The organism is Longimonas halophila, from assembly GCF_002554705.1.
GTDB lineage: Bacteria > Bacteroidota > Rhodothermia > Rhodothermales > Salinibacteraceae > Longimonas > Longimonas halophila.
Map to the genome: position 1 here is coordinate 145,843 of NZ_PDEP01000009.1, position 24,758 is coordinate 170,600.

Consider the following 24,758-nt stretch of genomic DNA (forward strand, 5'->3'; position numbering starts at 1 on the left):
TCGGCCCCAGCCCAGCGAAGCCGCTCGGAGCCCAAAATAAGAAATCAAAACAGGTTCTAAAACACTGGGCCTCCAGCCTCCTGTCTACAGGGACAAGGCCTCGCCACCGGCTACGCGTTCAAGGTGTTCAACGAGTTGTGCGGGCATCTGCTGCACACGAGCACGATACGCGGCGGTGTCGGGTACGTAGTGCGGGATAAAGCGAAGCAGCGCATCCAACGAAAACTGGTTGCTGCGGATGCCTGCTCCAGCACGCACGATGTCGTAGGCGTTGCACAGCTGCTCGTAGTGGCCGGGCACCGGCACTGCCTGCACAGGAGTATCCAGGTAGAGGGCCTCGGCCACCGACTCAAATCCCGCTGTCGTAGCCAATCCGCGCGCCTGTGCCATCGACTGGATGAAGCGCTCGGCGCTCAGCGGATAAATGGTGAGGGTGCTGTCGACCTGTTCGGGCGTGTGGATGCCGTCGCGTCTCCAAAAGCACCGTAGCGGCACCTGCGGATGCGCGTGATGCCAGCACATGAGCTGCTGCGCGTAGCTGTCGTTGAGGAGATAAGCTTGCACATGAGATGCCCGCTCGTTTCCCGGCGACAGGCGACGCACTGATGGACGGAGCAGCGGGGGCATCACAGTGAGCGAAACCCCGTCAGGGAGCCACGCTGTAGACGCGGGCGGAGCCGGATACAGCGACAGGGCAATGCAGGCATCTGTACCCCACGCGGTGAGGTGCGTGGCCCAATGCGTCAGGGCGCGCCGGGCCCACCGTTGCGGCGGAAAGCGGTAGCCGGGATGCAAGAACATGTACTGATGCGCCACCGCGACGGTTGGCACCGTTACGCCGCGCTTGCGCGCCAGCACGCCCATCATCGGCTCGAAGAAGTTGACAATGAGGTCCGGATCTGCCGTCTCGATGGCCGCCTGTAGTGTATCGAGCGGTTCCGATTCGAAAAAGACTCGTCGGAGTCCGCGCCCAACAGTAGCAAGGGGACGCACGGCTCCCGTAGCGGTGTCGGTGATGATAGAGACGCTGCGCAGCGGCGTCAGCGGCTTTGCAATGGCATCTGTAAAAAACGCAGGCCAGGATCCCTGCTCGGGCATCCCCACCGCAGCGCCCACGACCTCGTGGTTAGCAGCACGAAGCGCTTGCTGGAGCGCCAACGCCTGGGTAAGGTGGCCGCGACCTTCGCCCTGAATCACAAAAAAACAACGCATAGCGGATATAGAGCACAAGAGCAAGAGCATGCGGTGTATTCGTAGCCCGCCCGACCGTTCGCAGGCAGCCTGGACCGAAACCCGCATGCGTGCGGCTCGTTGAGCCTCCGATCTTTACGGGGAGTATCTTGCCGCTGTGCCTGACCTGAAAGGACATACCTACCTGATTCTTTTTGCGCTCTGGCTGATGATGTTTTCAGCCAGCAGCCAAGTGGTCATTGTCATCCCCATTCTGCCAGAAATCAGCCAGACGCTCGGCATCAACGAGTTGTGGCAGGGGGTGCTGCTCGGGTCGTATGCCTTTGCATTGGGCGTGTCGGCCGTTGTTACCGGACCCATCTCTGACCGCGTAGGGCGCCGCCGCATCCTGATTTTTGGCGCGACGCTCATGTCGATCGCGCTGGTGCTACACACCGTGGCTGCCAGCTTTACGTTGCTGCTGATCATGCGCACGCTTGCGGGCATTGGCGGGGGGATTCTAAGCGGCGGCTCGGTGGCGTACATTGGCGACTACTTTCCGTATGACCGCCGCGGCTGGGCCAACGGCTGGGTGATGAGCGGCACCGCCTTCGGGCAGATTGCTGGCGTGCCCACCGGGAAGGTGCTGGCTACAGCGTACGGCTACCGCTGGCCTTTCGTGATGTTTGCAGTCACCATGGGCATCGCGGCTATTCTCATCTGGTACGTATTGCCCGCCGTGAACGCGCATCTCGATCCGAAGCGTCTTACCGTGCGCCGCATGGTGAAGAAGTATGCCCGCCTGGTCCGCCGCTCTGAAATCGTAGCGGCGGTGGCCACGTACTTTCTCATGTTTCTGGGAATTGGGCTGTTTGCCTCGTTCTTGCCCACATGGCTGGAGGTCGAAATTGGGATCTCGGGCTTCCAAATCGCTTTGCTCTTCGCCGTTGGGGGACTGGCCAACATTGTAGCGGCTCCCGTGGCGGGGCATGTCTCGGACACCCTGGGGCGCAAACCGCTTGTGGTGGCTTCGTGCCTTGGACTAAGCGCGGCCATTTTGGTGGCGCCCTACCTCATCGACGGCTTTGCCATGGCGGCTTTTCTCTTCTTCCTGGCCATGATTGCAGTTGGCATCCGCATCAGCCCGCTTCAGGCGCTCCTCACAGCGCTGGTGGTCGATGCACGACGTGGGCTCCTCATGGGGCTGGCGGTTGGATTTGGGCAGGTCGGGTTCGGCGTGGGGAGTTTCATCGCTGGGCTTACGTACGGGCCCTACGGATATGCAAGCAACACCGTCATGGGGGCCGCCTCGGTGCTTCTCATGGCTGCAATTGTGCAATGGGGATTGCCTGAGCCCGACCTGCATGCTCCACATCCTGCTACATCGAAGTCGTAGAAAACGAAGTCGTAGTAGGATACGAAGTGTAACGGCACACGAGTCGCCTGCACAGAGCCTGTGTATTTCTTTTGCTCATCAGGCGTCCCATGCACTATGGACATCTCGTACGATCTTCTCGTCGTAGGAACCGGAGGCGGAGGCTCGGTGGTGGCCCGTCGATGTAACGACGCGGGCTGGTCCGTCGCTCAAATCGATAACCGTCCGTTTGGAGGTACGTGTGCCCAGCGCGGCTGCGATCCCAAAAAAGTGCTTGTGGGTGCGGCGCATGCCGTAGATCAGGCCACGCACTTGCATGGCCACGGCCTTACGGCGCCGCCTGCCATTGACTGGAGCGACCTGATGGCGTTTAAGCGCTCGTTTACTGAGCCGGTGTCTGAGGCGCGCGAACGGGCACTTGAAGATGCTGGAATTGATGCCTACCACGGCACGGCCCGCTTCATCAACGAACACACGCTGCAGGTGGGCAACGATACGCTCGAAGGCGAACACATCGTGCTGGCGACCGGTATGCAGCCGGTTCCGCTGCCATTCGAGGGCGCAGACCTGCTTACCACCAGCGACGAGTTTCTGGAGCTCGACGCGCTACCCGACGAGATTCTCTTTGTAGGGGGCGGCTACATCTCAATGGAGTTTGCCCACATCGCCCGCCGCGCCGGGGCCCGCGTACGCATCATTCAGCGCGATTCACGGATCCTTCCCCCGTTTGATGCCGACTGCACCGATCGCCTGACTGAGGCTTCGCGTGATCTGGGCATGGACATCCACTTGAATACGGATGCCGTGCGCATCGACAAAACCGACAACGGACAGCTTGCCGTAACCACGCGGGGGCCCGATGGGAGCGAGCAGACCTACACTGCCGACCTCGCCATTCATGGCGCCGGGCGCGTGCCGAACATCGAAGCGCTTGATTTGGAGAAAGGTAACGTCGACGCCGGACGCGGGGGCATTACCGTGAACGAGTATCTGCAGAGTCCGACGAACCCGCGCGTCTACGCCGCAGGCGATGTTGCCGACACTCCTGGGTTGCCCCTTACCCCGCTCTCAGGACAAGAATCCCACATCGTAGCCGACAATCTGCTGGGCGACACGCCCCACGCCGCTACGTACGGACTGCAGCCCAGCGCTGCGTTTACGCTTCCGCCACTGGCCACGGTGGGCCTAACCGTCGACGAGGCCGACGCCCAGGAACGCGAGGTGCGCATCATTGAGAACGACCTGAGCGGATGGTACAGCTACCGCCGCATTCAGGCCGATACCGCATACGCCAAGGTTCTGGTGGATGCAGAGACCGATGCCATTGTGGGAGCGCACCTCATCGGCGAGCAAGCGCCTGAACTGATTAACCTGTTCACGCTCGCCATCCGCCACAACATGACGCCCGCCGACATTAAAGACACCACCTTTGCGTATCCCACGCACGGTTCTGATCTGCAGTACATGGTCTGAAGAGCAATAGTGCTGTGTCACAGATCAATCCTGGGAGACGCGTGCTTCTCTCAAACGCTGACATCTTGACCCTGACGGCTGCTGGGGGAAGGATCTCCCCTGAGCTTGGAAGGGCCTCATGTCCCGCTGTATCCGCCAGGCGCCAAGGAGATGTTTCGACGCGCTTCGCTTGCTCAACATGACACTCTATTGGAGAGCAGGAGCCTGGAGGAGACTTCTTAGCACACGTCGCTTACGCACCATAACATTCAGGCATAACACGCCAACAGTGTAGAACTGCTCACTCGCCGGATGCGAACGTCGTTACCGTCTGCACCGACTCAACGGGACGCAGCGGCACGGACAGGCGGGCCCGAAACCGCATGATGTGCGGTAGCCACTGGCCGTTAGGGCCTGGCTGCAGTGCGATGTAGAACAGGCTGTCTTCGTCGTAGAGCAGGGCCCGGTCGGCACGTACCACGTAGGTGCTCACCGCAGAGCGCGTACCGGGCAGCACGTCAACGCGGGCATACGGAATAGCCATGCGGCGTCCGTCTCCCGTATCGCGGGCCACGACCTCAATGCGGTCAACCGGAATGCCCGGCGCGAGCGTGTCGCGGCGCATCCCGTAGCGATACGCCGGCTGGTTGCGTGCCTCCAGGAAGGGCGGTTCGTCGGGATACGCATCACGCACTATATTTTCTGGCAAGGAGGCCGCATTGGCGCGGGGCACCAGGCCCCACAGGTCGCGGTCGGGGAGCGTGCCGGTCTGCGTTTCCTCCAGCAGTTCCGGTTCAGCCTTGGGGCGGTGGTGCCACGTCTGGTAGAGCTGCCCGCGCAGCGAGTCGGCAGGCGTAAAGGCGTCGGTGCGCGTGGTGCGCGTGAGGGGCACGCGTGGCAGCGCGGCAAACGCCGAATCCATGAGGGCAAGGTCGAGGCTGTCGAGTCGGCTTACGACCGCATCGCCGGTGGTTGTCCACGCGGTGGTATCGGCAGTCGGCGCGTAGCGGGGCGGGGGGCCTTCGGTTCGGGCACAGCCCGACGTTGCCACCGATGCCGCAAGGAGCGCGCTGGCAACAAGCAGGAGCACAACGCGAGAACACGGCACAAACGACGGTATCATAAGCAGCAGGAGAGCAGAGTAGGATCGGACATCGGTACAAACAGCCAGGCATCGAACGCGCCACGCATCCGATTCAAATTAAAACCGGCTGGTTTCACAACAGAATAATGCATCGGTCCGAGCCGATGCTTATGTTGCTACACACCGCCTACCCCACACGGGGCCGCGCCGAAAAGTTTCGGGCGCGCGTTCTGCTTTTATTTCTTGACCCAGTTGTTGCGCATGAGTCACGCATCGGCGTCTTCCGCTTCGTTAGAGGCTTGGCACGCTCGCTACATTGCTGAATCGGCGGCCCGCGCTGGAGCGGCGGTCATCCGCGACCGTGTAGACAAGGCACATACGGTCGAGACGAAGGGCACGAACGATTTCGTGACCGAAGCCGACAAAGCCGCGCAAGATGCCATTGTGCAGGTGCTGCGCCGCTCGTTTCCCAACGACACAATCTTGGCCGAAGAGCAGGATGACGCTGTCGGCAGCATCGCCGACGTTAGCGGACGCCGCTGGATCATTGACCCGATTGACGGCACGACCAACTTCATGCACGGCATTCCGCCGTATGCAGTCAGCATTGCGTTGCAGCAGGATGATGCAATTGTTGCTGCGGTGGTGTTCAATGTACCGCACGACCGGCTGTATGCGGCGGTGAAAGGCGGCGGGGCCACCTGCAACGGCGAACCGCTCGCCGTAAACAATGCCGATACGCTGCCCGAGGCCGTCATTGCTACGGGCTTTCCGTATCAGCGCGTTGCGCACACCGAAGTGTTCTTGGATGTGCTTGGCGCGCTCTTGCCAAAGGCGCGCGGTATACGCCGCCACGGCGCGGCCTCGATTGATCTGGTGCGCGTGGCCGAGGGTGCGTACGGCGCTTACTACGAAACCGGCCTGAAGCCGTGGGACGTAGCCGCGGGTGCGCTCATTGTGCGAGAAGCGGGCGGACGCGTCACCACCGTTGGCGGGTCGGGGGGACTGCATCCCCTGTTTGATGCGCAGACTGTTGCGACGAACGGTCGCCTTCACGAAACGATGCAAGATGCGCTTGCTCCGCTGCAACACATTCACGCTTGACGATATGCCTCGCCGCAACGCGGGGCCTTTTGTATCCCCCTGTACCTTTTTTCTAACAGCTGTTTGCTCGTATGTCTGACGCTGGATATGGATTGCTCGATGGAAAGACTGGCATCATCTTTGGTGCCTTAAACGACGAAAGCATCGCCTGGAAGGTGGCTGAGGCTGCCCATCGCGAAGGGGCGCAGTTTGCGCTCTCGAATGCGCCGGTGGCGCGCCGCCTGGGCAGTATGGACGAACTCGCTGAGGCCACCGACAGCCCCGTCATCTGGGCCGATGCCACCGATGACGAGGATCTGGCCTCGCTCTTCAATGAGGTGCAAGACGAGTACGGCGGCATCGACTTTATTGTGCACTCCATCGGCATGGGCGTCAATGTGCGCAAAGACGTGCCGTACGAAGACCTGAACTACAACTGGTATCAGAAGACGCTCGACATCTCGTCGGTTAGCCTGCATCGCATTGTGCACCACGCCCTGGACACCGGCGCGATGAACGACGGCGGGTCGGTTGTGGCGATGAGCTACATCGGTGCCCAGCGCATTTTCTCGAAGTACTCCGAAATGGGGGATGCAAAGGCGCTCCTCGAAAGCATTGTGCGCTCGTTTGGATACCGGCTGGGCCAGCGCGACATCCGCATCAACGCGATTTCGCAGAGTCCGACCAAGACCACAGCGGGGTCCGGCATTGAAGGCTTCAACGCCATGTACGAGTTCGCCGAGCGCGTGTCGCCGATGGGCAACGCCTCCGCCGAAAGCTGCGCCGACTACACCGTCACGCTGTTGAGCGACCTGACCCGCATGGTGACCATGCAGACGCTCTACCACGACGGCGGCTTCAGTTCCATGGGGATCTCCGATCAGTTGGTGGAAGCGATGCAGGACGCCTTCCAGAACGACGATGACGACGCGTAGCCTATGGGGGGCGTGCCACGTGCTCAATTTGTTTTCCGGATGTGAACGCGATGCCTTCGATTGAACTGTTTGTCTCAGACATTGACGGCTGCCTGGCGCGCCCGTACCGGCCGTATGACCTTGACCGGCTGCAGGCGTTGGCCGCCCATGCCGATGCAGCTGGAACGCTGCACGACGACGGCACCGCCCCCACAACGCGTCCGGTGTTTACGCTCTGCTCCGGACGGCCCTACTCGTACGTAGAGGCAATGACGCAGGCGCTCGGGCTTGTTACGCCGGTGCTGTTCGAGAGCGGCGCGGGGCGATTCGACCCGGTAGCCGCGCAGACCACCTGGCATCCAGGGCTCACCAAGGCGCTGGAGGAGCAACTTGACGAGATGCGGGCCTGGTTTCGCAAGGAAGCGGTGCCCGGCACCAAAATCTCGCTCGACCACGCCAAGCGCGCGCAGGCCGGCATTGTGACCCCCGACCCCTCCGAGATCCGGGCCGTGCGGCCCAAGGCACTGGCCTTCGTTGAGAACCACCTGCCCGATTTGAAGGTATTCACCACCGATGTGTCGATCGATGTGCTCTCGCCCCAAATTACGAAGCGCGCCGGACTCGAATGGCTGGGGGCGCATTTGAATGTACCGTTAGCGGCCATGGCGTATATCGGCGACACCGATGGCGATATTGTGGCCCTGGAGGCGGTGGGGCAGTCGTTTGCTCCGGCCAATGCCCACGCCTCTGTAAAACCATGCGTTGATCATGTTACGAAAGAAGCCGTAGCGGCGGGCACCCTGGCGGCATATGAACAGTGCACGACACAGAATAACGCGCAGCGCACCCAAACAGAACGGGCTTCCTGATGTAGCGTCCGCTACGGGGTCTGCTTACTGCTCGTTGTAGCGTTCCCCACACGCTTGAGTATGAACTCCACCGTTGTATGACTGCTCTACGCATCGTTCCCTCAACTGCATCGCTCATTGCCGTTCTGCTGATGTTGGGCAGCGGTATCGTGCCTTGCACTTATGCGCAGACCGGGGCATCGCCTGAGGTCCCCACGCGCCCGGCTGCCAGCACCGTGGCCGATGCTAATCTGCACTACGTAGCGGGCGGGTCGGCGATGCTATACCGCGGACCCAGCGAAGAGGCCCCCCTGCAGCGCATGCCGGTGCGTACTCCGCTGCATCATCTGGGCTGTGCGGACGACTGGTGTCGTGTGCGTCTTGAAGATGGTGAACAGGGATATGTGGCAGCAGACAACCTCTCCAATGTCTGGATTCATGTGGATAAGGACGCCCGACGCTTGCACGTGTACGCCGGGCCCGAGCACGTAGCGACCTATAACGCCGATTTTGGGCCAAACGTGTTTCTGGATAAGGAGCGCCGCGGCTCGCTGCAAGAGCAAGACCATTGGCGCACCCCTGAGGGGCTTTTTCATGTTGTGCGCCTGAACCCGAACAGCCAGTACTATAAGGCATTGGTGCTCGACTATCCGGGCCGCGACGATGCTGAGCGTGGATTGGATCGTGGCGTTATCTCGGACGCCGAGTACGAAGCCATTATCGAGGCCCACAACGAACGTCGCATGCCGCCCATGTCAACCGATCTGGGCGGGTGGATTGAGATCCACGGCGACGGTACGGGCGCAGCCACTACATGGACGCGTGGTTGCGTTGCGCTACACAACACCGATCTCGACGAGGTTTGGGACTATGCTGAGGTGGGCACCCCCGTTCTCATTCGGTAGATGCGATAGATGTACGAAAGCGGATGAATGGAACAAAAGGCACTGCAGTAAAGCGTGGCGGAACTGCATAGCGCGCCTGCAATTCATGCCGTCTGACCAAGCGTTGCCCTTTTTGATGGGGCTAAGCACACGCCGCCCTATTTTTACCAATACATCCTGTGTTTATGCGTCACTTTTCTTATTCTCTTATCCCCACTTTTTTGGTGGCCGCGTTGCTGTTTGCCGCAGGCTGTGGGAGCGATGATCCTACTGCGCCCCCCGATGGCTGGGAAACGGCTGAAGACCGCTGGTGGCGTGCTGAAGCCGACACCGCCGAGGCCTTTCGCGACTTGAGCGATCTGTCGGCCATGGGTGTTCTCGAAGACGTTGACTCGCAAATGGCTATTGAAGGCGGTCAGGTCAGCGGCGAGGACTTCCTAAAGGCGGTGAAGCGTGAGATGACGGACTTTTACAAGAGCAATCCCTCACGCATCGATTCGCTGTTTGAGCAAGAGGCGGTAGAGGCGCTCGGCACTGCGCCGCGAACCGGCACCGTAGAAGACACGCTGGATGCCGCCGTGCAGCAAGCACGCAACCTGCTTAACGACTACTACCAGCGCCCACAGGTACAAGAGCAAAGCAGCGTTACCTACCCGCGCGATCTGTACGATCAGGGCGTAGAGGGCAATGTGGAACTACAGGTGCGAGTCAACACCAGCGGCGAGCCTACTGCTATTCGGTTGGTTGAGTCGGTGCACCCCGAGCTTGACGCCATTGCGATGCGGTCAGCGGCACTCATGCAGGCTTCGCCGGCCCGCGTACGGTACAATCAGAACGATGAGTGGGAGGACATCGAGGGATGGATTCACTTCGATGTGCCGTTCCAAGTGGGACGCTAAAAAATTGCGCTCCCAGGCCCCAGGTGCCTGTGCTGGGCATTCGAGTCTGTCACATTAAAAAACGCTCTGCCATCAATTAGCGATGGCAGAGCGTTTTTCTATGCGTAGCAGCGATTGGGTGTGTTGTGTATCAGCAATTATGCATCAGCATGCCACCACAGCACAAGTGCGCCGGCGACGATCATGCTTACTACCACGAAGCTCACCCACATCCACCGTTGTACGGAGCGAGATGAAGAGGGAGCGGCGGGGGGCGACTCCGTTGAAGAAGAATCCTCCGCATCCACAACACCAGCGTTCCACAACGGAGGACGTTCGGGCGGAGGCGTGTCGTCGAGCAGTGTGCGGGCATACGTGGCAACCGACTCGTCGAGCACATCGGTCGGTGTATAGATGTAGGCCAGCCACGACTTCACGTCACGTCGCATCTTTGCATTCGGGCAGTGTTCATCCAAGTAGACCTCATGCTCTTCGATGGGACGATCGAGGAGCGCGTCTATATGGGCATGAACGCGGTTCCAGTAGTCCGTGGAATCAGGATCCATGAGCAGTCGGCGGTAGAGCAGAAAGGCAGGGTGCGTGGGGGGCAATATATGCGCAAAACAAATCGCTTACCGGACGCTCCAGAATCCATTCAGAATCAGCACGGAGTGTTGCTCCCAATGCCCATCGGGTTGTGCTGCGTGACATGCAGATATCCCCCGAATCACAGATTCCTATGCAGGCGCATTTGTCGTAATGACAAACACGATGAGCGGCTCGTCGCCGGTATTTTGCACCGCATGCAGCGCCTCGCCTTTCACGCTGGTCACGCTTCCGGGCCCAATGTCGATGCTGCGCGGCTCGCTATCTGGATTGTCTTTTTCGAGGTAGATACCAGTTCCTTGCATCACCACATACAACTCCTCTTCGTTGCGGTCGCCATGACTGTGAAAGCCCACGCTGTCGGAATCGGTAGGCAACACCATGTATGCGGCGATGCGATTGTTGACGAGTTCGTCCGGGCGGAAGAGCTGAAGCAGGTACACCACGCCGGTGCCCCCGTACATAGCTTTGCGCTTGTCGTAACGCGATACGGTGCGTGGGGACTGGCCCAGTGGATGTACCTTGGGCGTGAGGTGCTCCTGCACCAGGGCGTCGACCTGTTGCTTTTCGTTATCGGTAAGTGGTTCGCGGGAGCGAGGCATAGAAGCAGCGGCGTATTAAGGGAAAACGGACTGCGTATATACGCTTGCAGTGCCCATTTTGGTTTGGGCTATTACCTACCGTACGGTCCGGTGCCGTTAGGACATCGACTGACCGGTGTTATGTGGGGCGGTGGGCAGGTGAACGGCAACATGGGTACCCACTCCTTTTTGGCTTTCGATACGAACAACTCCTTTCATCATCTCAACGAGACCTCTGACAATAGTTAAACCAAGTCCTATGCCTTCATACATGCGGGAAATCCCCTCCGATTCTTGTTTGAAGGCCGCGAACACCGTTGAAATGGCGCTCTCTGAGATCCCCACCCCTGTATCTTCAACCTCGATACAGGCACCGCTAAACCCCTTCGTATGCACGCGCACCCATACACGCCCGCTGTTTGGTGTAAACTTGATTGCGTTGTCGAGTATGTTCGTGACGACGCGCGAGACCGCTTCTGCATCAGCATAGGCGCATACCGGAGCCGAAGGGGTTTCTATGGCAACATGGATGTCTTGAGCGTGGGCGCTTTCGTTCATCGATTCAACAACATTGTGCACTACCTTGCACAGATCAACATGACGTCTATTTAACGTATAAACGCCTCCTTCCAGCTTAGAAAGCTGCATCATAGAGTCGAGCGTACGATGCAAGCGCTTTCCACATCGGTAAATGACTGCGGCATGTTCAGCCAGAGGACTGTCCAGTTCCTCGGTTAGGATTTCAGCAAACCCGATCATTGCAGTGAGCGGGGTTCGTACTTCGTGGCTCATGTTTGTGAGCACAGACTCCTTCAATCTTGTAAACTTATGTGCTTGCTCTTTCAAGCTGTGAGGCGGTAAGAGAGAACTGCTCTCGGAGCGGTTCTTAAGGGAGGCTGAATGAGTGTTATCAAGAGGGGAACGTTTCTCAAGAAGATCGACAGCAAGATCAGCCAAGAGGTGTAACCGATCGGCATCGGTGTCTGAGAATGAACGAGGATTGGGAGCCAGTACGCAAAGGGTTCCGATGCAGACCCCATCAGGGGTATGAAGAGGCGCTCCAGCATAGAAGCGGACGTTGGGTGCGGTAGCTGCGAGCGAGCACGATGCAAATCGTTCGTCTGTCGCTATGTCTTCGACCACAGTCAAGTCATGCTGGTTCATGGCATACTCGCAGGGGGGCGTCTGAATATGCGTACCCGCACAATCCCATCCCGTTGCCGACTTGCACCAGAGCGAGCGCCGTCCAGTGGCTATGTTGAGCAAGGCAACAGGTGTGTCGAAAATGTCGGATGCAAGCCGAGTAATACGGTCAAAAGCTTCCTCAGGGGGAGTTCCAAGGATCTGATAACGCCGCACGGCTTTAAGGCGGTTTATAGACATGAGGGACGCGCTGAGCTTAAGCATAAGGGGTACGGCACCTGGTACAATCATCACGAGAAGCAATCACGAGAAGGGCTTCCGCAGATTGTTGCGGAAGCCCCCAGAAATGGGACATCAACCCAGTGTCCCCCTCGTCTTTGTTTGCTCAAGGAGCAGCTATGGTCAATCCCTCTTCAACAACCATGTTGATAGAATGCAACGTGGTGGTTGACGCGACCCCAGACAGCTGTGCTCCAATGTGCGAGCATTCTTGCGTCTGGCTCTTCCCCGATGTTGTGATTTGCGAGTTGAGTGCAAAGTTGGCCGTTTGGGGCGTGGTGTTTTCCATCGAGCGCTCGTAGTCCCACTCAATAAGGACAGCGTCGCCACGGCGGATGTAGTGAAACGACGAGGGCCAGTCGTCAAGGGTGCCGAGCAGGGTAGGTTCGTTACTCAACGATGCAATTGCATCAATGGGCTGTGGCTCGGTGGCACCTGTCCGGCACGTAATCGCATCGGGCTGCCCATGCGGTGCAACGTGCGAAAGGTCAACATATCCCTGGTTGGACGAAGGGCGGTGGATGATCTCACTCAACACAACCGGTTTGCCCTGCTCGGTTTGCCCAATCACTTCAATCGTGAAGGGGTCGCCGCGCTCAATAGCATCCAGCGAAAAAACAAGATCGATCTGATCGTCGGAGTCAGGAAAAATCTGAAACTGGGCATGCTTGTCATCTTGCGCTGTGATGCTCAGTTGTTGGGTGCTGGAAATGGCGGTGCCTGACTCAAGCAGGAAGCTCAGCCCCTGCCATCCAAAAGAGCTTGTTGCATTTTGAAGAGGAGACTCCAGTTGTTGGGCGTCTTGCGTATCCGCACGGTTCAGGTCAGTCGGCATATCGCAGGCTCCCAGAAGGAGTGCGGCGGCAAGCAGTACACTGAAAAAAGAGTACGAGAAGGGGCAATACGACAACGAAGTCGCGGTACAGGGTTGCGTGTCTGCCATGATTAAGCCGTGTTGTTTGTAAGCACGATGGAGAGAAACAGCAAGCAGACGAGCAAAGTGCGTCCGCTTCGATGTTTCAAGTGCTACAAATGTAGAGTGCCCGCGGCCCTGATACTATACACACTTGTTCCCTTCTTGAGGGTACAAGTGTAGACAATCTCAGTCTACATAAGGACAAAACACTGAAAAACCGGGTAGTCGCTAATCCTGAAGTGATTGGCGTTATCAGCGAGACGAATAGATCCCGGATCAGCGGCGCGAAGAGCGCCTTGTCCGGGATGACGGCTTGGGAGGCATCACTTGCGATCTAACGGCTACCAAAAACCGGTCCAATGAATCCAATGACAGTTCGCATCAGGACTGCAATGCTGACAGCGGTACGGATTAGTAGATAGAGATGGAGGCACTGCTCAGAGCCTGTCTTTAGGAGGGCTCTGAATCGTAAAGGAGTGGCTTACAGGCGGTCAGCTACGCCCTGTTTCCATGCCCAGGCAATGGCGGCGCGGCCATTTGATACGTCTATCTTGTCATACAACGTTGATGCATACTTGCGAATTGTTGCTGGAGTCACATGCATGGCATCTGCAATCTCTGACGTTGAGCATCCGTCTACCAGAAGACCGAGTAAGGTGCGCTCGCGCTCTGTAAATTGGTCAAGCGGATTGGCATCAGGAGTAACAGAGACAAACCACCGCTTCTGGCCATCGGCTACAGCACGCACGGCCTCTCGGATGAGGTAGGGAGCCTGCTCCTTGGTCAAATAGCCAGAGGCGCCGGCTTGCAATAGCCCCTGCACGTACACCGGATCCTCGTGCGAGGAGAGGGCGAGGACAGCAGTTTTGCTCTTCATGGTGCCCAGGGTCCGCGCAACCTCAACGCCATCGCCATTGGGCATTTCTACGTCTAAGAGAAGAACATCAGGTGTTAAGTCATCTACTCGTAGGAGAGCTTCCTCTCCGGTCTCCGCTTCGCCAACCACAGAAATGGGAAGTGTAGCATCCGCGTTTTCGTCTGGAGCTTCAAGAATGGTTTTGAGGCCCCGACGCACAACGGCATGGTCATCGGCAACAACAACACGAATGGAAGGCATGAGCCCCTATAGGTTGAAGCAGTGTAAGCAAAGGTCGTTGGTTTGAGTCCAGTATAATGTAAATACTACCCCGTTTTTGCATTTTGATTATCAATGCGGATAGATACCGTAGTGCCTACCCCACGGGTGCTGTCGACAGTTACAGAGGCCCCGATCATCGTAGCACGCTCTTTGAGTCCAATGAGTCCGAGCCCGTTGGAGTCTGACGCAGCGTTCGATTGGGAAGCGACATGACTATCTGTATCAAAACCACAGCCGTCATCCGAAATGATCAAGCAAACAGTTTGACCTTTTTTCCAGGCTCGTACATCAATCGAGGTTGCATTGGCATGATGAATCGCATTTGTGACCGCTTCTTGTCCCATGCGATACAACGCCAGGCGCTTCGTATCGGATACGTCAAACAAGTCTTCAGGCCCCTCTACATGTATGGATGGAGTCTCCTTCTGTTGAGACGACCCCGACAGATCCAGGAGTCGCTGTGCGTGAGAGTCCAACGCTGCGACAAGTCCAAACCGTTCAAGGCTGGCCGGATGAAGCCCTTCGCTGATAGCACGCAGCTCACGGGCTACGTCCATAAGATCGGTGCTCAAGATAGAAGATGTATCGGCTGGGGGGCGGCTTTCTCCATCCCCCTGCGCTGTTGTCCGGGTCTGCTGAGACATAGACATTCCAACCACCTGCAGATGTAAACCGTGCAGTGCCTGCACCGGGCCATCATGGATTTCGCGGGCCAGTCGGCGGCGCTCTCGTTCTTCGCCTTCTTGCAGCGCCTGATAGCGCATGCGTAGGGCCTGCTGATCGTGTCGACTTCTGCGCAAACGCACGCCTAACCAAGTTGACAGTCCAACGAGCAGCATAAAGCTGGTGCCTATGCCTCCTAAAAGAAGCAGATCGTAGCGCTGGATCAGACTCAAGTGCAGGGCGCGGTCTTCCAGACCTACATTGAGCTGACTTGGGGTCATTTGAGATTCAAAAAGACGAACGTTAATACGTTCGTTAACCAATTCAAAGAGAGAGACAGGTATCATGATTGAAGTCTCCCCCGAACGTCCAGCGCTAAGCATGACTGTACTATCGGAGCGCACCTGAAAGTGGTAGATCTGATCTGTCGTTCCGCTATAGGTGTGCCCCTCGCTGAGGATGCGGATGTCTTCGGGAGAGGGGGGAGATGACGGAGCGTTTTGGGAAGTGGCATTAGCCCAGTTTGGAAAGAAGATACCCGCCACTATCAGACAACATGCAGCAAGGTGAAATGCAACGCTACCCCACCGGCATATGAAGGGAGGGTTAGAGTTCGGAGAGATGCAACAAGGAGGACAAGTCATTGCGAAGGTTTTGTCTGAGCGTACGCGACATCGTCAGTGTGGTAAAAAGCAAAAGAGTGAAAAGGGTAATGGTGTAGTACGTAGTCCTCCCGGAGACTCAATCCACGGTCGTGTTGGATTAGAGAAACATGGGAAGACCGATACGCGCGGTGGACAACAGAAGATGCAACACAAGATATCAAAGACGCAGCTCAATCCCTATATTGGCACTGGAGCACATGGGTTCGCGGAGTTCATGCGCTTGAGCTCCGAAGTAGTGTAAAGGTGATGCGCAATGTTCTGGATGCGTGGTGCCTTTTTGGAATGAAGAGATTGAGACAGGGCCAGACCCATGCCGATGCTGCGCTCGATGAATTCGCGTGCTTACCCACAGCACACACTGCCAAAAACGATCTCAAAAAAACATCTGTGCACTTCGGTCGGCTGTCGTTGGTTCGCGTGTCGTTGAACAGCAATGTGGTGCTACTACAGATGCGGCTATTTCCCGCACCTTGCGAGACTCGCGCTCGCCTGCAAACCAACCCCCAAACAGATTCTTAGTGCGACCCGTTCACCTTGAACTGGCGGATGGACCGAATCGCGTGCGGGTCGCCCGAGAGGTCAACGGCGCGCTCCACCAGGTCGTCGAGTTGGGCATCGGATAGCGGCTCGTTGAGCGCGTTTACGTCGTAGGCAATGCCGTATTCGGGGAAGTCGCAGTGATTCGAGTTGAGGTTGCTGGCACCGGCTTCGTACACCGAGTCGTCGATCGCCTTCTTGGTGCCGCGCACATCGCTGTGCACCACCGAGAGCGCCCAGTACGGCGTTTCGACGCGCGCGCCAATGGTTTCCTTTGGAGCAAACACCGTGTCGCGCACCGTGGCGTGCTCGTTGAACATGCGCGTGGTGGTGGCAATGCGCGAGGCAATGCGCGGCTGCGCCTCCTGCGTAGCAGCGCCGATGTGCGGCGTGGTCACGACCTCCCCGATATCGGCATACGGGTTCAGCCAGTCCTCATTGCTGCTGCCTGGCTCTTCCGGAAACACATCGATGGCCGCAGCGCGCACATGGCCTTCTGATACGGCTCGCTTCAGATCGTCGGGGTCGTATAGGAAGCCGCGTGCTGCGTTGATGAATCCGCGCGGACTGTTCTCGCCGCGCTCGGACGCCAGTTTCTTGAAGTGGTTGTACGTGATGAGCCCTTGGTTGGAGCGCCCCCGTGGGTCTTCAGCCGACACATGCAGCGTCACGAAGTCGGCGGCGGCAAAGGCCTCGTCAATGCTGTTGCAGGCCGTCCACCCCAGCGTTTCGCCCACTTCGCGGGCCACCTCCGAGGCGTCGTAGAAGCAGATGTCCATCCCAAACCGATCGGCGAGCTTCGCCACCTGCTTGCCGATGTTGCCCAGCCCAATAATCGAGAGGGTTTTGCCGAGTAATTCGTAGCGGCGCGTGCTCGACTTTGTCCACAGGTGCTGGCGTCCGGCTTCGTTGGCGGTAAAGATGCGGCGCGCGATGCCGATCATCTCGCCGAACACCATCTCCACGACCGAGCGTCCGTTGCTTACAGGGTCGTTCATAACAAGCACCCCGGCTTCGGCGCAGGCTTCCTTATCCACCGTATCGTCGCCGATGCAGCAGAGCATGATAGCCGCCAGGTTGGGAGAGGCTACAAGCACCTCCTCGGTCACCGGGAACTTGCTGCGTTTGTAGAGCAGGTCATGCTGCCCGTCTTTAAGCCGCTCGATGACCGCGTCAACATCCGACGTTTCTTCGTGGGGTACGCGCTCGGGCGTGATGCCCTGTTCACGCAGGTAATCGTCGAGCGAAGGGTCGGGATGCTCCAGGATGATTGCGTTCTGGAAGCGGTCGTTCAGGAAGCGTGGGCGAACCAACGTAGGCGACTCTTGCATGGGCGGGCAGCAGGCAGTCAAATCAGAAAAATCGAAACGTACGGAGGCCAAGGGTGGACGAGACATCCAGCCATAACCACCGATTCAATGCGTAGCATGGGGCAGAAAGGTCCGCATCCCCCCAAATATATTTTCCGATGTTGTGAAGTATTTCATGGAAGCGGTTCCGGTGCGAATCCCCGCAACATACGCGGTGGCGCACAGGTAGGCTACGCTGACGCCCCCTCTGTTCATGTACGCTTTGGCTTCTTATGGCAACGACGTTCGATACCCTCCGCGATCTGCTCACCCGGCGTATCTTGGTGATGGATGGCGCGATGGGCACTATGATTCAGCGCCACGACCTCTCCGAAGAGGATTTCCGGAACGAGCAGGTGGCCGACGTTGACGCCGACCTGAAGGGCAACAACGACCTCTTGTCGCTTACGCGCCCCGACATCATTAAAGATATCCACCGGCAGTATCTGGCAGCGGGCAGCGACATCATCGAGACGAATACGTTCAGCGCGACGACCGTGGCGCAGGAGGATTATGCGCTGGAGCATCTCGCGTACGAGCTGAACGTAGCCAGCGCCCGCCTGGCTCGCGAGGCAGCCGACGAGGCATCCACCTCCGAGAAGCCGCGCTTCGTAGCCGGAGCCATGGGGCCGACCAACAAGACGCTCTCCGTCTCTCCCGATGTCAACGACCCCGGCTACCGCGCTATCACGTTCGATGCGCTGCAAGAAGCCTATCACGAACAGGCGCGCGGGCTCGTGGACGGCGGGGCCGACATCCTGCTTGTGGAAACCGTCTTCGACACGCTCAACTGTAAAGCGGCGCTCTACGCCATCCAGCGGCTGTTTGACGAGCGGGATGCGCAGTGGCCGGTCATGATTTCGGGCACGATTACCGATATGAGCGGGCGCACGCTCTCGGGCCAAACGCCCGAAGCCTTCTACACGTCGGTCATGCACCAGCCGCAGCTTTTGAGCGTGGGCCTCAACTGCGCGCTGGGCTCCAAGCAGATGCGCCCGTTTATCGAGGAGCTGGCCAATGCCGCTGAAACGTTCACGAGCCTCTATCCGAATGCGGGCCTGCCCAACGAGTTTGGCGGATACGACGAAACGCCCGACTTCATGGCCGAGCAGCTCGACAGCTACTTGGATGAGGGCTGGCTCAACATCGTGGGCGGCTGCTGCGGCACCACGCCCGACCACATTGAGCAGTTTGTGAAGGTGGCTGCCCAGCACGAGCCGCGCAAACGCCCAGAGCCCTCGACCACGCTGCGCCTGAGCGGACTCGAACCGCTGGTCTTCCGCGAGGACCTCAACTTTGTGAACATCGGCGAGCGTACCAACGTGATGGGCTCGCGCCGTTTCAAGCGCCTCATCAAAGACGACGACTACGAAACCGCGCTCAACGTGGCGCGCCAGCAGGTCGAAAACGGCGCGCAGATGGTCGACGTGAACATGGACGAGGGCATGATCGACGGCCCCGCCGCCATGAAACGGTTCCTGCAACTGGTGGCTGCCGAGCCCGACATCGCCCGCGTGCCGATTGTCATCGACTCCTCGAAGTGGGAGGTACTTGAAAATGGGCTGCGTTGTGTGCAGGGCAAGCCGGTTGTGAACTCCATCTCGATGAAGGAGGGCGAGGACGAGTTCCTGGAGCACGCGCGCCTCTGCCGTCGCTACGGCGCTGCGGTCATTGTGATGGCCTTCGACGAAGACGGCCAGGCTGACACCTACGAGCGCAAGATCGAGATCTGTGAGCGCGCCTACAACCTGCTGGTGGATGAGGTGGGCTTCCCCCCGCAAGACATTATTTTCGATCCCAACATCTTCGCGATTGCCACCGGCATTGAGGAGCACGCCACCTACGGCATCGACTTCCTGAAAGCCACCAAGTGGATCAAGGAGAACCTGCCGCACGCCAAAGTCAGTGGCGGACTCTCCAACATTAGCTTTTCGTTTCGCGGCAACAACCGCGTGCGCGAGGCCATGCACACCATCTTTCTGTACCACGCCATCAAGCGCGGGATGGACATGGCGATTGTCAATGCGGGGCAGATCGAGGTGTACGACCAGATCGACGACACCCTGCGCGAGCACATCGAAGACGTGCTCTTCAATCGCCGCGACGATGCCACCGAGCGCCTGGTGGACTTGGCGGAAGAAATCGCCGCACAAGAAGACGATACCGAACAGGAGGAACAGACCGCTGAGTGGCGCGAGGAGCCGGTTGAACAGCGCATTGAGCACGCGCTCGTGAAGGGCATTCTTGATCATATCGTAGACGATGCAGAGGAGGCACGCCAGAAATATGACGAATCGCTCGATGTGATCGAGGGCCCGCTCATGGACGGCATGGACGTGGTCGGCGATCTGTTTGGCGATGGCAAGATGTTCTTGCCGCAGGTCGTGAAGAGCGCGCGCGTCATGAAGAAGGCCGTAGCCCACCTGCGTCCGTATATCGAGGAAGAACAGGCGGCAGAAGACGCCCGCCGTGAAGCCGCTGGAGAAGCTCCGCGCGAAGACACCGACAATCCGAAGGTGCTCCTGGCTACGGTAAAGGGCGATGTGCATGACATCGGCAAAAACATTGTGGGGGTGGTGCTGCAGTGCAACGGCTACGATGTGGTGGATTTGGGCGTGATGGTTCCGGCCCAGGAAATCCTTCAGCAGGCCCGCGAGCACGATGTGGACATTATTGGACTGAGCGGACTCATCACGCCGTCGCTCGACGAGATGGTTCATGTGGCCGAAGAGATGGAGCGGGAGGGATTCGACATTCCGCTCCTCATCGGTGGCGCCACCACCTCCGAAATCCACACCGCGGTCAAGATTGCCGAGCACTACAGCGGTCCGGTTGTGCATGTGCTGGATGCCTCGCGTAGCGTGAACGTAACGGGCAACCTCGTGGCTGAAGACCTGCGCGACGCGTTCCTGCGTGAGGTCGAGGAGCGCTACGACAAACTCCGCGAACGCCACCGCTCCGGCGGACGCCGCAAGACGTTCCTTTCGATCGAAGAAGCGCGCGCCAACCGCTTTACGAGCAACTGGGATGAGGTGCCCATCACTAAACCGAATAAACTCGGCACCACCGTTCTTCCGAAGGTGCCCATCGACACACTCCGCGACTACATCGACTGGACGCCGTTCTTTATTGCGTGGGACCTCAGCGGCAAGTATCCGCGCATCTTCGAGGATGAGGAGAAGGGCCAGGAGGCGCGTCAGCTTTACGAGGATGCAAATGCGATGCTCGACCGCCTATCGCAGCGCCGGAGCCTCACATGCAACGGCATCATCGGGCTGTACGCCGCTAACCGCGTGGGTGACGACATCGAAGTGTACACCGACGACACACGCACCGAAGTGGCCACCGTGCTGCATGCGCTGCGCCAGCAAACCGAAAAGCGCGGCGATCTGCCCAACCGCGCCCTGTCTGACTACGTGGCACCGAAGGACAGCGGCATCAATGACTACATCGGCGCATTTGCCGTAACATCGGGGCTGGGTCTGGAGCGTGTCATTGAGGACTTTAAGGCGGCGGAAGACGACTACAACGTGATTATGGCGCAGGCGCTGGCCGACCGGCTGGCGGAGGCATTTGCGGAGTACCTGCACCAGCAAGTGCGCAAAGATTACTGGGGCTACGCACCCGACGAAGACCTGTCCAACAAAGACCTTGTGCGCGAGCAATACCGCGGGATTCGTCCGGCCCCCGGCTACCCAGCGTGTCCCGACCATACCGAGAAGCCGCTCATCTGGGATCTGATGGGCGTGGAGAAGCACACCGAAATCTCTCTTACCGAGAACCTGGCGATGTATCCGGGGGCCTCAGTGTGCGGGGTCTACTTTGCGCATCCCGACGCCAGCTACTATAACGTAGGCATGTTCCAGCGCGACCAGATCGAAGACTACGCCTCCCGCAAAAACATGGCCGTGGCTGAGGTTGAGCAGTGGCTCGCTGACCGCCTGGCGTACGATCCGGCGGAATATGAGGAGGAGCCGGAAGCGGTGGCAGTGTAAGTTCAGAGCGGGCGAACAGAAAGAAACTGTGTAACGCCACGCCTGATTATAAGGAGTAGCACGTTGTAATGACGCTCCATGATAAACCGCTATGCCTACATCCACCCTGACGCGTGAAGGGTACGCGACTATTCCTCCATCTATTCGTGAAGCGCTCGACCTGCAACCGGGCGACCAAGTCGAGTTCGTGGTCGATGGGGATCGCGTTCTGCTGCGCCACGCTGAAACTGACCTCAAAGAACTGGATGGTTTTCTCGACCACTCAGGCGATGAGGCAGTATCCGTTGATGCGATGAACGATGCGATTAGAAGGCGCGCTTGCTCTGACAGCCTGTGAGGACAAAACAAAATGATTGGTCTGGACACAAATGTGATTGTCCGATACCTAACGCGTGACAATCCCGATCAGTATCATGCTGCTAAAGCATTGATGGAATCGCAGTGCACACGGGAGCAGCCAGGGTACGTCACGGTCATAGTGCTCTGTGGGCTTGTCTGAGTGCTGCGTGGCGCATACGACGTGAGAAAGGAAGACATTGTTAGGACGCTCACCAAGATGCAAGTAGTCTTGATGCTTGGAATGCATTAGATTGAAGCAAATACATCACGCCTCTGCATCCCCCAAATACACCGACAAGACCCACTGAAGCGATATGGCTACCAGCCAGCCTCCTTCCACCCTCGTCATTGGCGCGACCGGAACCGTCGGAAGCGCTGTCACGCAGCAGTTGGCCGCACAGGAGCAGCCCGTGCGTGCCGCCACGCGACGCCCCGACGCGTACGACGCGCCCAGTTCGCACGTCCACGCTACCGCGTTCGAGTATACCGACGCCTCGACCTACGCGCCCGCTCTGGACGGCGTGGCCCGGGTCTTTATGCTTGCTCCGCCCGATATGCAGGCGTACGATCACCTCGTTCCGTTTCTGGATGCCGTGGCTGAAGCCGGCGTTGAACAGGTCGTCCTCATGACCGCGATGGGTGTGGAGCACGCCCCGCCCGAGGTGCCGCTGCGTCAGGCCGAACTGCACCTGCAAGAGCTCAACGTGGCCGCCACCATCGTGCGACCCGGCTGGTTCATGCAGAACTTCCTGACGTACTGGCGCGGCATGATCGAGTCCAGTGGCATGATGCGTCTGCCTGCAGGTAGTGCCGCCACGAGCTTTGTGGATGCGCGGGATATTGCCGCCGTTTCAGTGGCAGCGCTCACCGAAGACGGCCATGCCGGAGCCGCCTACACGATCACCGGCCCCGAGGCGCTCACCTACCACGAAGCCGCGGATGTGCTCTCCGAAGCCTGGAGTCGCGACATCCGCTACGAGCCGGTGAGTGACGAAATCGCCCTCGATCTCTTCACCAGCGCCGGACTCGACGCCGACTACGCCGAGATGCTCGTGGGGCTGTTTCAGGGCGTGCGGGCCGGGCAGGCCGCCGCTGTCTCCCCTGATGTGAAGCAGGTCACCGGCCAGCCGCCGCGCTCGTTCCACCAGTTCGCCGCCGACACCGCCGGTGCATGGTAGCGGTGTAGCGCAGGACGTTTTGCACAGGGAGAGCTGCAGCAGTTGTGAACGCCCGGTACGCCGCCATGTCAACTTGCCAAACAGTTGTTGAAGTTGATAATGTCATCATCCACCAGGTTCGAGGGGTTCAGAACAGTACTGACCGATCTTGTCCCTTCCCTATCCGAGGACGAATGGGCAGCTGTTGAGCGCGGCGTAACTCCGGCTCGCCTGTCTGCAGGTGAACCGCTCGTCAACGAGGGCCAAGCGTGTCGCCGCGTTGCTTATATTCGTCAGGGAGCATTCGTGTATTTCACCCTCCGAGACGGGCATAAGAACGTCACGGGCTTTGACTTTGAAGGGGACATTGCAGGCGACCTGCAGAGCTTCTTCGAGGCCCGTCCTGCGGCAAAGAACGTGGTTGCGCTCGAAGACAGCGACGTGCTGATGCTCACACAGCAGCAGTTCAAGACGCTGGTCGACGGGAATCCGGCCTTCAAGCACATTCGCTTGGCAATGGCGGAGCGTCTTTTTGAAGGCGCTCAATCACGTGCTGTGGAAATGCAAACGTATTCAGCTGAGGAGCGGTATCGTCGGCTTCTTCAACGGAGTCCTCATGTAATTCAGCGCGTTCCACTCTATTTGATTGCCTCGTATATTGGAATTACTCCAGAGGCGCTGAGCCGTATTCGGAGTCGAATTGCACGTTGAGCATCCTCCCTGAGCAGGTGGGATCAGAACGTGTAAGTTAGCGAAACATTGGGAAATACGCCGAGGTCATGGGCGTTGTGCACTTGCTGGTTCCCCTCGGAGTCAACGAATGCCTGTTGATCGTCTTTGATCGTAGTGGTCACGTTGGGCCAAAAGCGAACGGTGAGGTCAAAACCAAGACCGTTATAGACCGGCTGATGATAATTGAGAGCTGGTCCTATCGAAAAGGTGGTGTACGCAAATGATGCGCTTCCGGGCGGCGTTACGCGGTAGCGATGAGCCTTGAACTCAACGCGGAGATCGAACCGCCACGGGAGACGATAGCCAAGGCCGAAGCCCGTTGTCCATGGACTGTCCAAGTCAAGGTCCTGGGCGCGTTCAGCATCTGTTCGCCCGACGCGATCATAGCTCAGCCACATCCCGTGCGAGTACTCAACCACCCACCGATCGGTCTTGTATGAGGCAGCAATGTTTGCTCCGCTAAGCAGCAGGGGTTGCGATAAACCAGCCTTGAGGGCCAAACTCCCACTTGTGAGCGACGCCCCCATCTGTTCAGTTTTATCAGAAGCAGCGCCACGCTGGGCTGTTGCTGTTGAAATGACAGTTACAATCAGAAAGCAGGTGCAGATACTGAAACGGAGTAGACTTCGCATAGCTTGTGCCGTGCATTTGTTAAGAGTACGCGTCATCCTCCAGAGTAGCACGGCAGCATCTGGATGTCATTGATCCGGATCAAGAAGTGATTGCAACTGCGCAAAACATCAGCGCGGCGCGGCCTAATTGAGTCCGACGGTACGATGCGCTTGCCCGCAGGTAATGCCGCCACGGGTTTTGTGGATGCACGGGACATTGCCGCCGTTTCAGTGGCAGCGCTCACCGAAGACGGCCATGCCGGAGCCGCCTACACGATCACCGGCCCCGAGGCGCTCACCTACCACGAAGCCGCGGATGTGCTCTCCGAAGCCTGGAGTCGCGACATCCGCTACGAGCC

Annotated in this window: 21 protein-coding genes and 1 pseudogene; 12 read left to right on the plus strand and 10 right to left on the minus strand. The window is 58.6% G+C overall.

Annotated features, from left to right (window positions below):
• Positions 1-84 precede the first annotated feature (84 nt).
• Positions 85-1,212: a glycosyltransferase family protein gene (locus tag CRI93_RS10670; protein WP_176521828.1), complete on the minus strand. Its 1,128-nt coding sequence runs from the start codon at positions 1,210-1,212 to the stop codon at positions 85-87.
• Between the two features lie 136 nt (positions 1,213-1,348).
• Here CRI93_RS10670 and CRI93_RS10675 point away from each other — a divergent pair, with 136 nt between their 5' ends.
• Both CRI93_RS10675 and CRI93_RS10680 read left to right on the plus strand, forming a co-directional pair.
• Entirely contained in the window at positions 1,349-2,566 is a 1,218-nt protein-coding gene (locus CRI93_RS10675) for an MFS transporter (protein ID WP_098062626.1), read from the plus strand.
• 96 nt (positions 2,567-2,662) lie between these two features.
• Complete coding sequence (locus tag CRI93_RS10680) at positions 2,663-4,018, plus strand: dihydrolipoyl dehydrogenase family protein (protein WP_098062627.1); 1,356 nt, start codon at positions 2,663-2,665, stop codon at positions 4,016-4,018.
• 280 nt (positions 4,019-4,298) lie between these two features.
• Here the strand turns inward: CRI93_RS10680 and CRI93_RS10685 are convergent, their stop codons facing one another.
• Positions 4,299-5,120, minus strand: coding sequence for a hypothetical protein (locus CRI93_RS10685; protein WP_098062628.1), 822 nt, complete (start codon positions 5,118-5,120; stop codon positions 4,299-4,301).
• Between the two features lie 222 nt (positions 5,121-5,342).
• Between CRI93_RS10685 and CRI93_RS10690 the strand changes: the two genes are divergently transcribed.
• From CRI93_RS10690 to CRI93_RS10710, 5 genes are all read left to right on the plus strand, one after another.
• The gene (locus CRI93_RS10690; protein WP_098062629.1) at positions 5,343-6,185 is read left to right on the plus strand and encodes an inositol monophosphatase family protein; all 843 of its coding nucleotides are present in this window, start codon (positions 5,343-5,345) and stop codon (positions 6,183-6,185) included.
• A gap of 71 nt (positions 6,186-6,256) precedes the next feature.
• Entirely contained in the window at positions 6,257-7,099 is an 843-nt protein-coding gene (locus CRI93_RS10695) for an enoyl-ACP reductase FabI (protein WP_098062630.1), read from the plus strand.
• Positions 7,100-7,149: 50 nt separating this feature from the next.
• The gene (locus CRI93_RS10700; protein ID WP_098062631.1) at positions 7,150-7,947 is read left to right on the plus strand and encodes an HAD family hydrolase; all 798 of its coding nucleotides are present in this window, start codon (positions 7,150-7,152) and stop codon (positions 7,945-7,947) included.
• Between the two features lie 77 nt (positions 7,948-8,024).
• The gene (locus tag CRI93_RS10705) at positions 8,025-8,831 is read left to right on the plus strand and encodes a L,D-transpeptidase family protein (RefSeq protein ID WP_245850469.1); all 807 of its coding nucleotides are present in this window, start codon (positions 8,025-8,027) and stop codon (positions 8,829-8,831) included.
• Positions 8,832-8,995: 164 nt separating this feature from the next.
• Positions 8,996-9,709, plus strand: coding sequence for an energy transducer TonB (locus CRI93_RS10710; protein ID WP_098062632.1), 714 nt, complete (start codon positions 8,996-8,998; stop codon positions 9,707-9,709).
• Positions 9,710-9,846: 137 nt separating this feature from the next.
• Here the strand turns inward: CRI93_RS10710 and CRI93_RS10715 are convergent, their stop codons facing one another.
• The 7 genes from CRI93_RS10715 to CRI93_RS10745 all read right to left on the minus strand — a co-directional run bounded on the left by CRI93_RS10715 (position 9,847) and on the right by CRI93_RS10745 (position 17,547).
• Complete coding sequence (locus tag CRI93_RS10715; protein WP_141491668.1) at positions 9,847-10,254, minus strand: hypothetical protein; 408 nt, start codon at positions 10,252-10,254, stop codon at positions 9,847-9,849.
• A 171-nt stretch (positions 10,255-10,425) separates the two neighbouring features.
• The gene (locus CRI93_RS10720; RefSeq protein ID WP_098062634.1) at positions 10,426-10,896 is read right to left on the minus strand and encodes a cupin domain-containing protein; all 471 of its coding nucleotides are present in this window, start codon (positions 10,894-10,896) and stop codon (positions 10,426-10,428) included.
• 96 nt (positions 10,897-10,992) lie between these two features.
• Positions 10,993-12,282 carry a GAF domain-containing sensor histidine kinase gene (locus CRI93_RS10725; protein WP_176521829.1) on the minus strand — a complete coding sequence of 430 codons (1,290 nt, stop codon included), beginning with the start codon at positions 12,280-12,282 and terminating at the stop codon, positions 10,993-10,995.
• Positions 12,283-12,403: 121 nt separating this feature from the next.
• Entirely contained in the window at positions 12,404-13,132 is a 729-nt protein-coding gene (locus tag CRI93_RS10730; RefSeq protein WP_098062636.1) for a hypothetical protein, read from the minus strand.
• A gap of 562 nt (positions 13,133-13,694) precedes the next feature.
• On the minus strand, positions 13,695-14,330 hold the full coding sequence (locus CRI93_RS10735; RefSeq protein ID WP_098062637.1) for a response regulator transcription factor: 636 nt from the start codon (positions 14,328-14,330) through the stop codon (positions 13,695-13,697).
• A 65-nt stretch (positions 14,331-14,395) separates the two neighbouring features.
• A complete protein-coding gene (locus tag CRI93_RS10740) occupies positions 14,396-15,361 on the minus strand; it encodes a sensor histidine kinase (RefSeq protein WP_176521830.1) in 966 nt (321 codons plus the stop codon).
• An 833-nt stretch (positions 15,362-16,194) separates the two neighbouring features.
• Positions 16,195-17,547: an NAD(P)-dependent oxidoreductase gene (locus tag CRI93_RS10745; protein ID WP_098062639.1), complete on the minus strand. Its 1,353-nt coding sequence runs from the start codon at positions 17,545-17,547 to the stop codon at positions 16,195-16,197.
• 251 nt (positions 17,548-17,798) lie between these two features.
• On the opposite strand from CRI93_RS10745, the gene metH reads away from it, so the two are divergent.
• The 4 genes from metH to CRI93_RS10765 all read left to right on the plus strand — a co-directional run bounded on the left by metH (position 17,799) and on the right by CRI93_RS10765 (position 23,767).
• The gene (metH, locus tag CRI93_RS10750) at positions 17,799-21,560 is read left to right on the plus strand and encodes a methionine synthase (protein WP_098062640.1); all 3,762 of its coding nucleotides are present in this window, start codon (positions 17,799-17,801) and stop codon (positions 21,558-21,560) included.
• 91 nt (positions 21,561-21,651) lie between these two features.
• Entirely contained in the window at positions 21,652-21,897 is a 246-nt protein-coding gene (locus tag CRI93_RS10755; protein ID WP_098062641.1) for an AbrB/MazE/SpoVT family DNA-binding domain-containing protein, read from the plus strand.
• Between the two features lie 316 nt (positions 21,898-22,213).
• Positions 22,214-23,077, plus strand: coding sequence for an SDR family oxidoreductase (locus tag CRI93_RS10760; RefSeq protein ID WP_098062642.1), 864 nt, complete (start codon positions 22,214-22,216; stop codon positions 23,075-23,077).
• A 99-nt stretch (positions 23,078-23,176) separates the two neighbouring features.
• On the plus strand, positions 23,177-23,767 hold the full coding sequence (locus tag CRI93_RS10765; protein ID WP_098062643.1) for a Crp/Fnr family transcriptional regulator: 591 nt from the start codon (positions 23,177-23,179) through the stop codon (positions 23,765-23,767).
• A gap of 23 nt (positions 23,768-23,790) precedes the next feature.
• Here CRI93_RS10765 and CRI93_RS10770 read toward each other — a convergent pair whose 3' ends face one another.
• Positions 23,791-24,420: a hypothetical protein gene (locus tag CRI93_RS10770; protein ID WP_141491670.1), complete on the minus strand. Its 630-nt coding sequence runs from the start codon at positions 24,418-24,420 to the stop codon at positions 23,791-23,793.
• A 144-nt stretch (positions 24,421-24,564) separates the two neighbouring features.
• Here CRI93_RS10770 and CRI93_RS10775 point away from each other — a divergent pair.
• Positions 24,565-24,758 (plus strand): annotated as a pseudogene (locus CRI93_RS10775) (SDR family NAD(P)-dependent oxidoreductase); the annotation flags it as partial.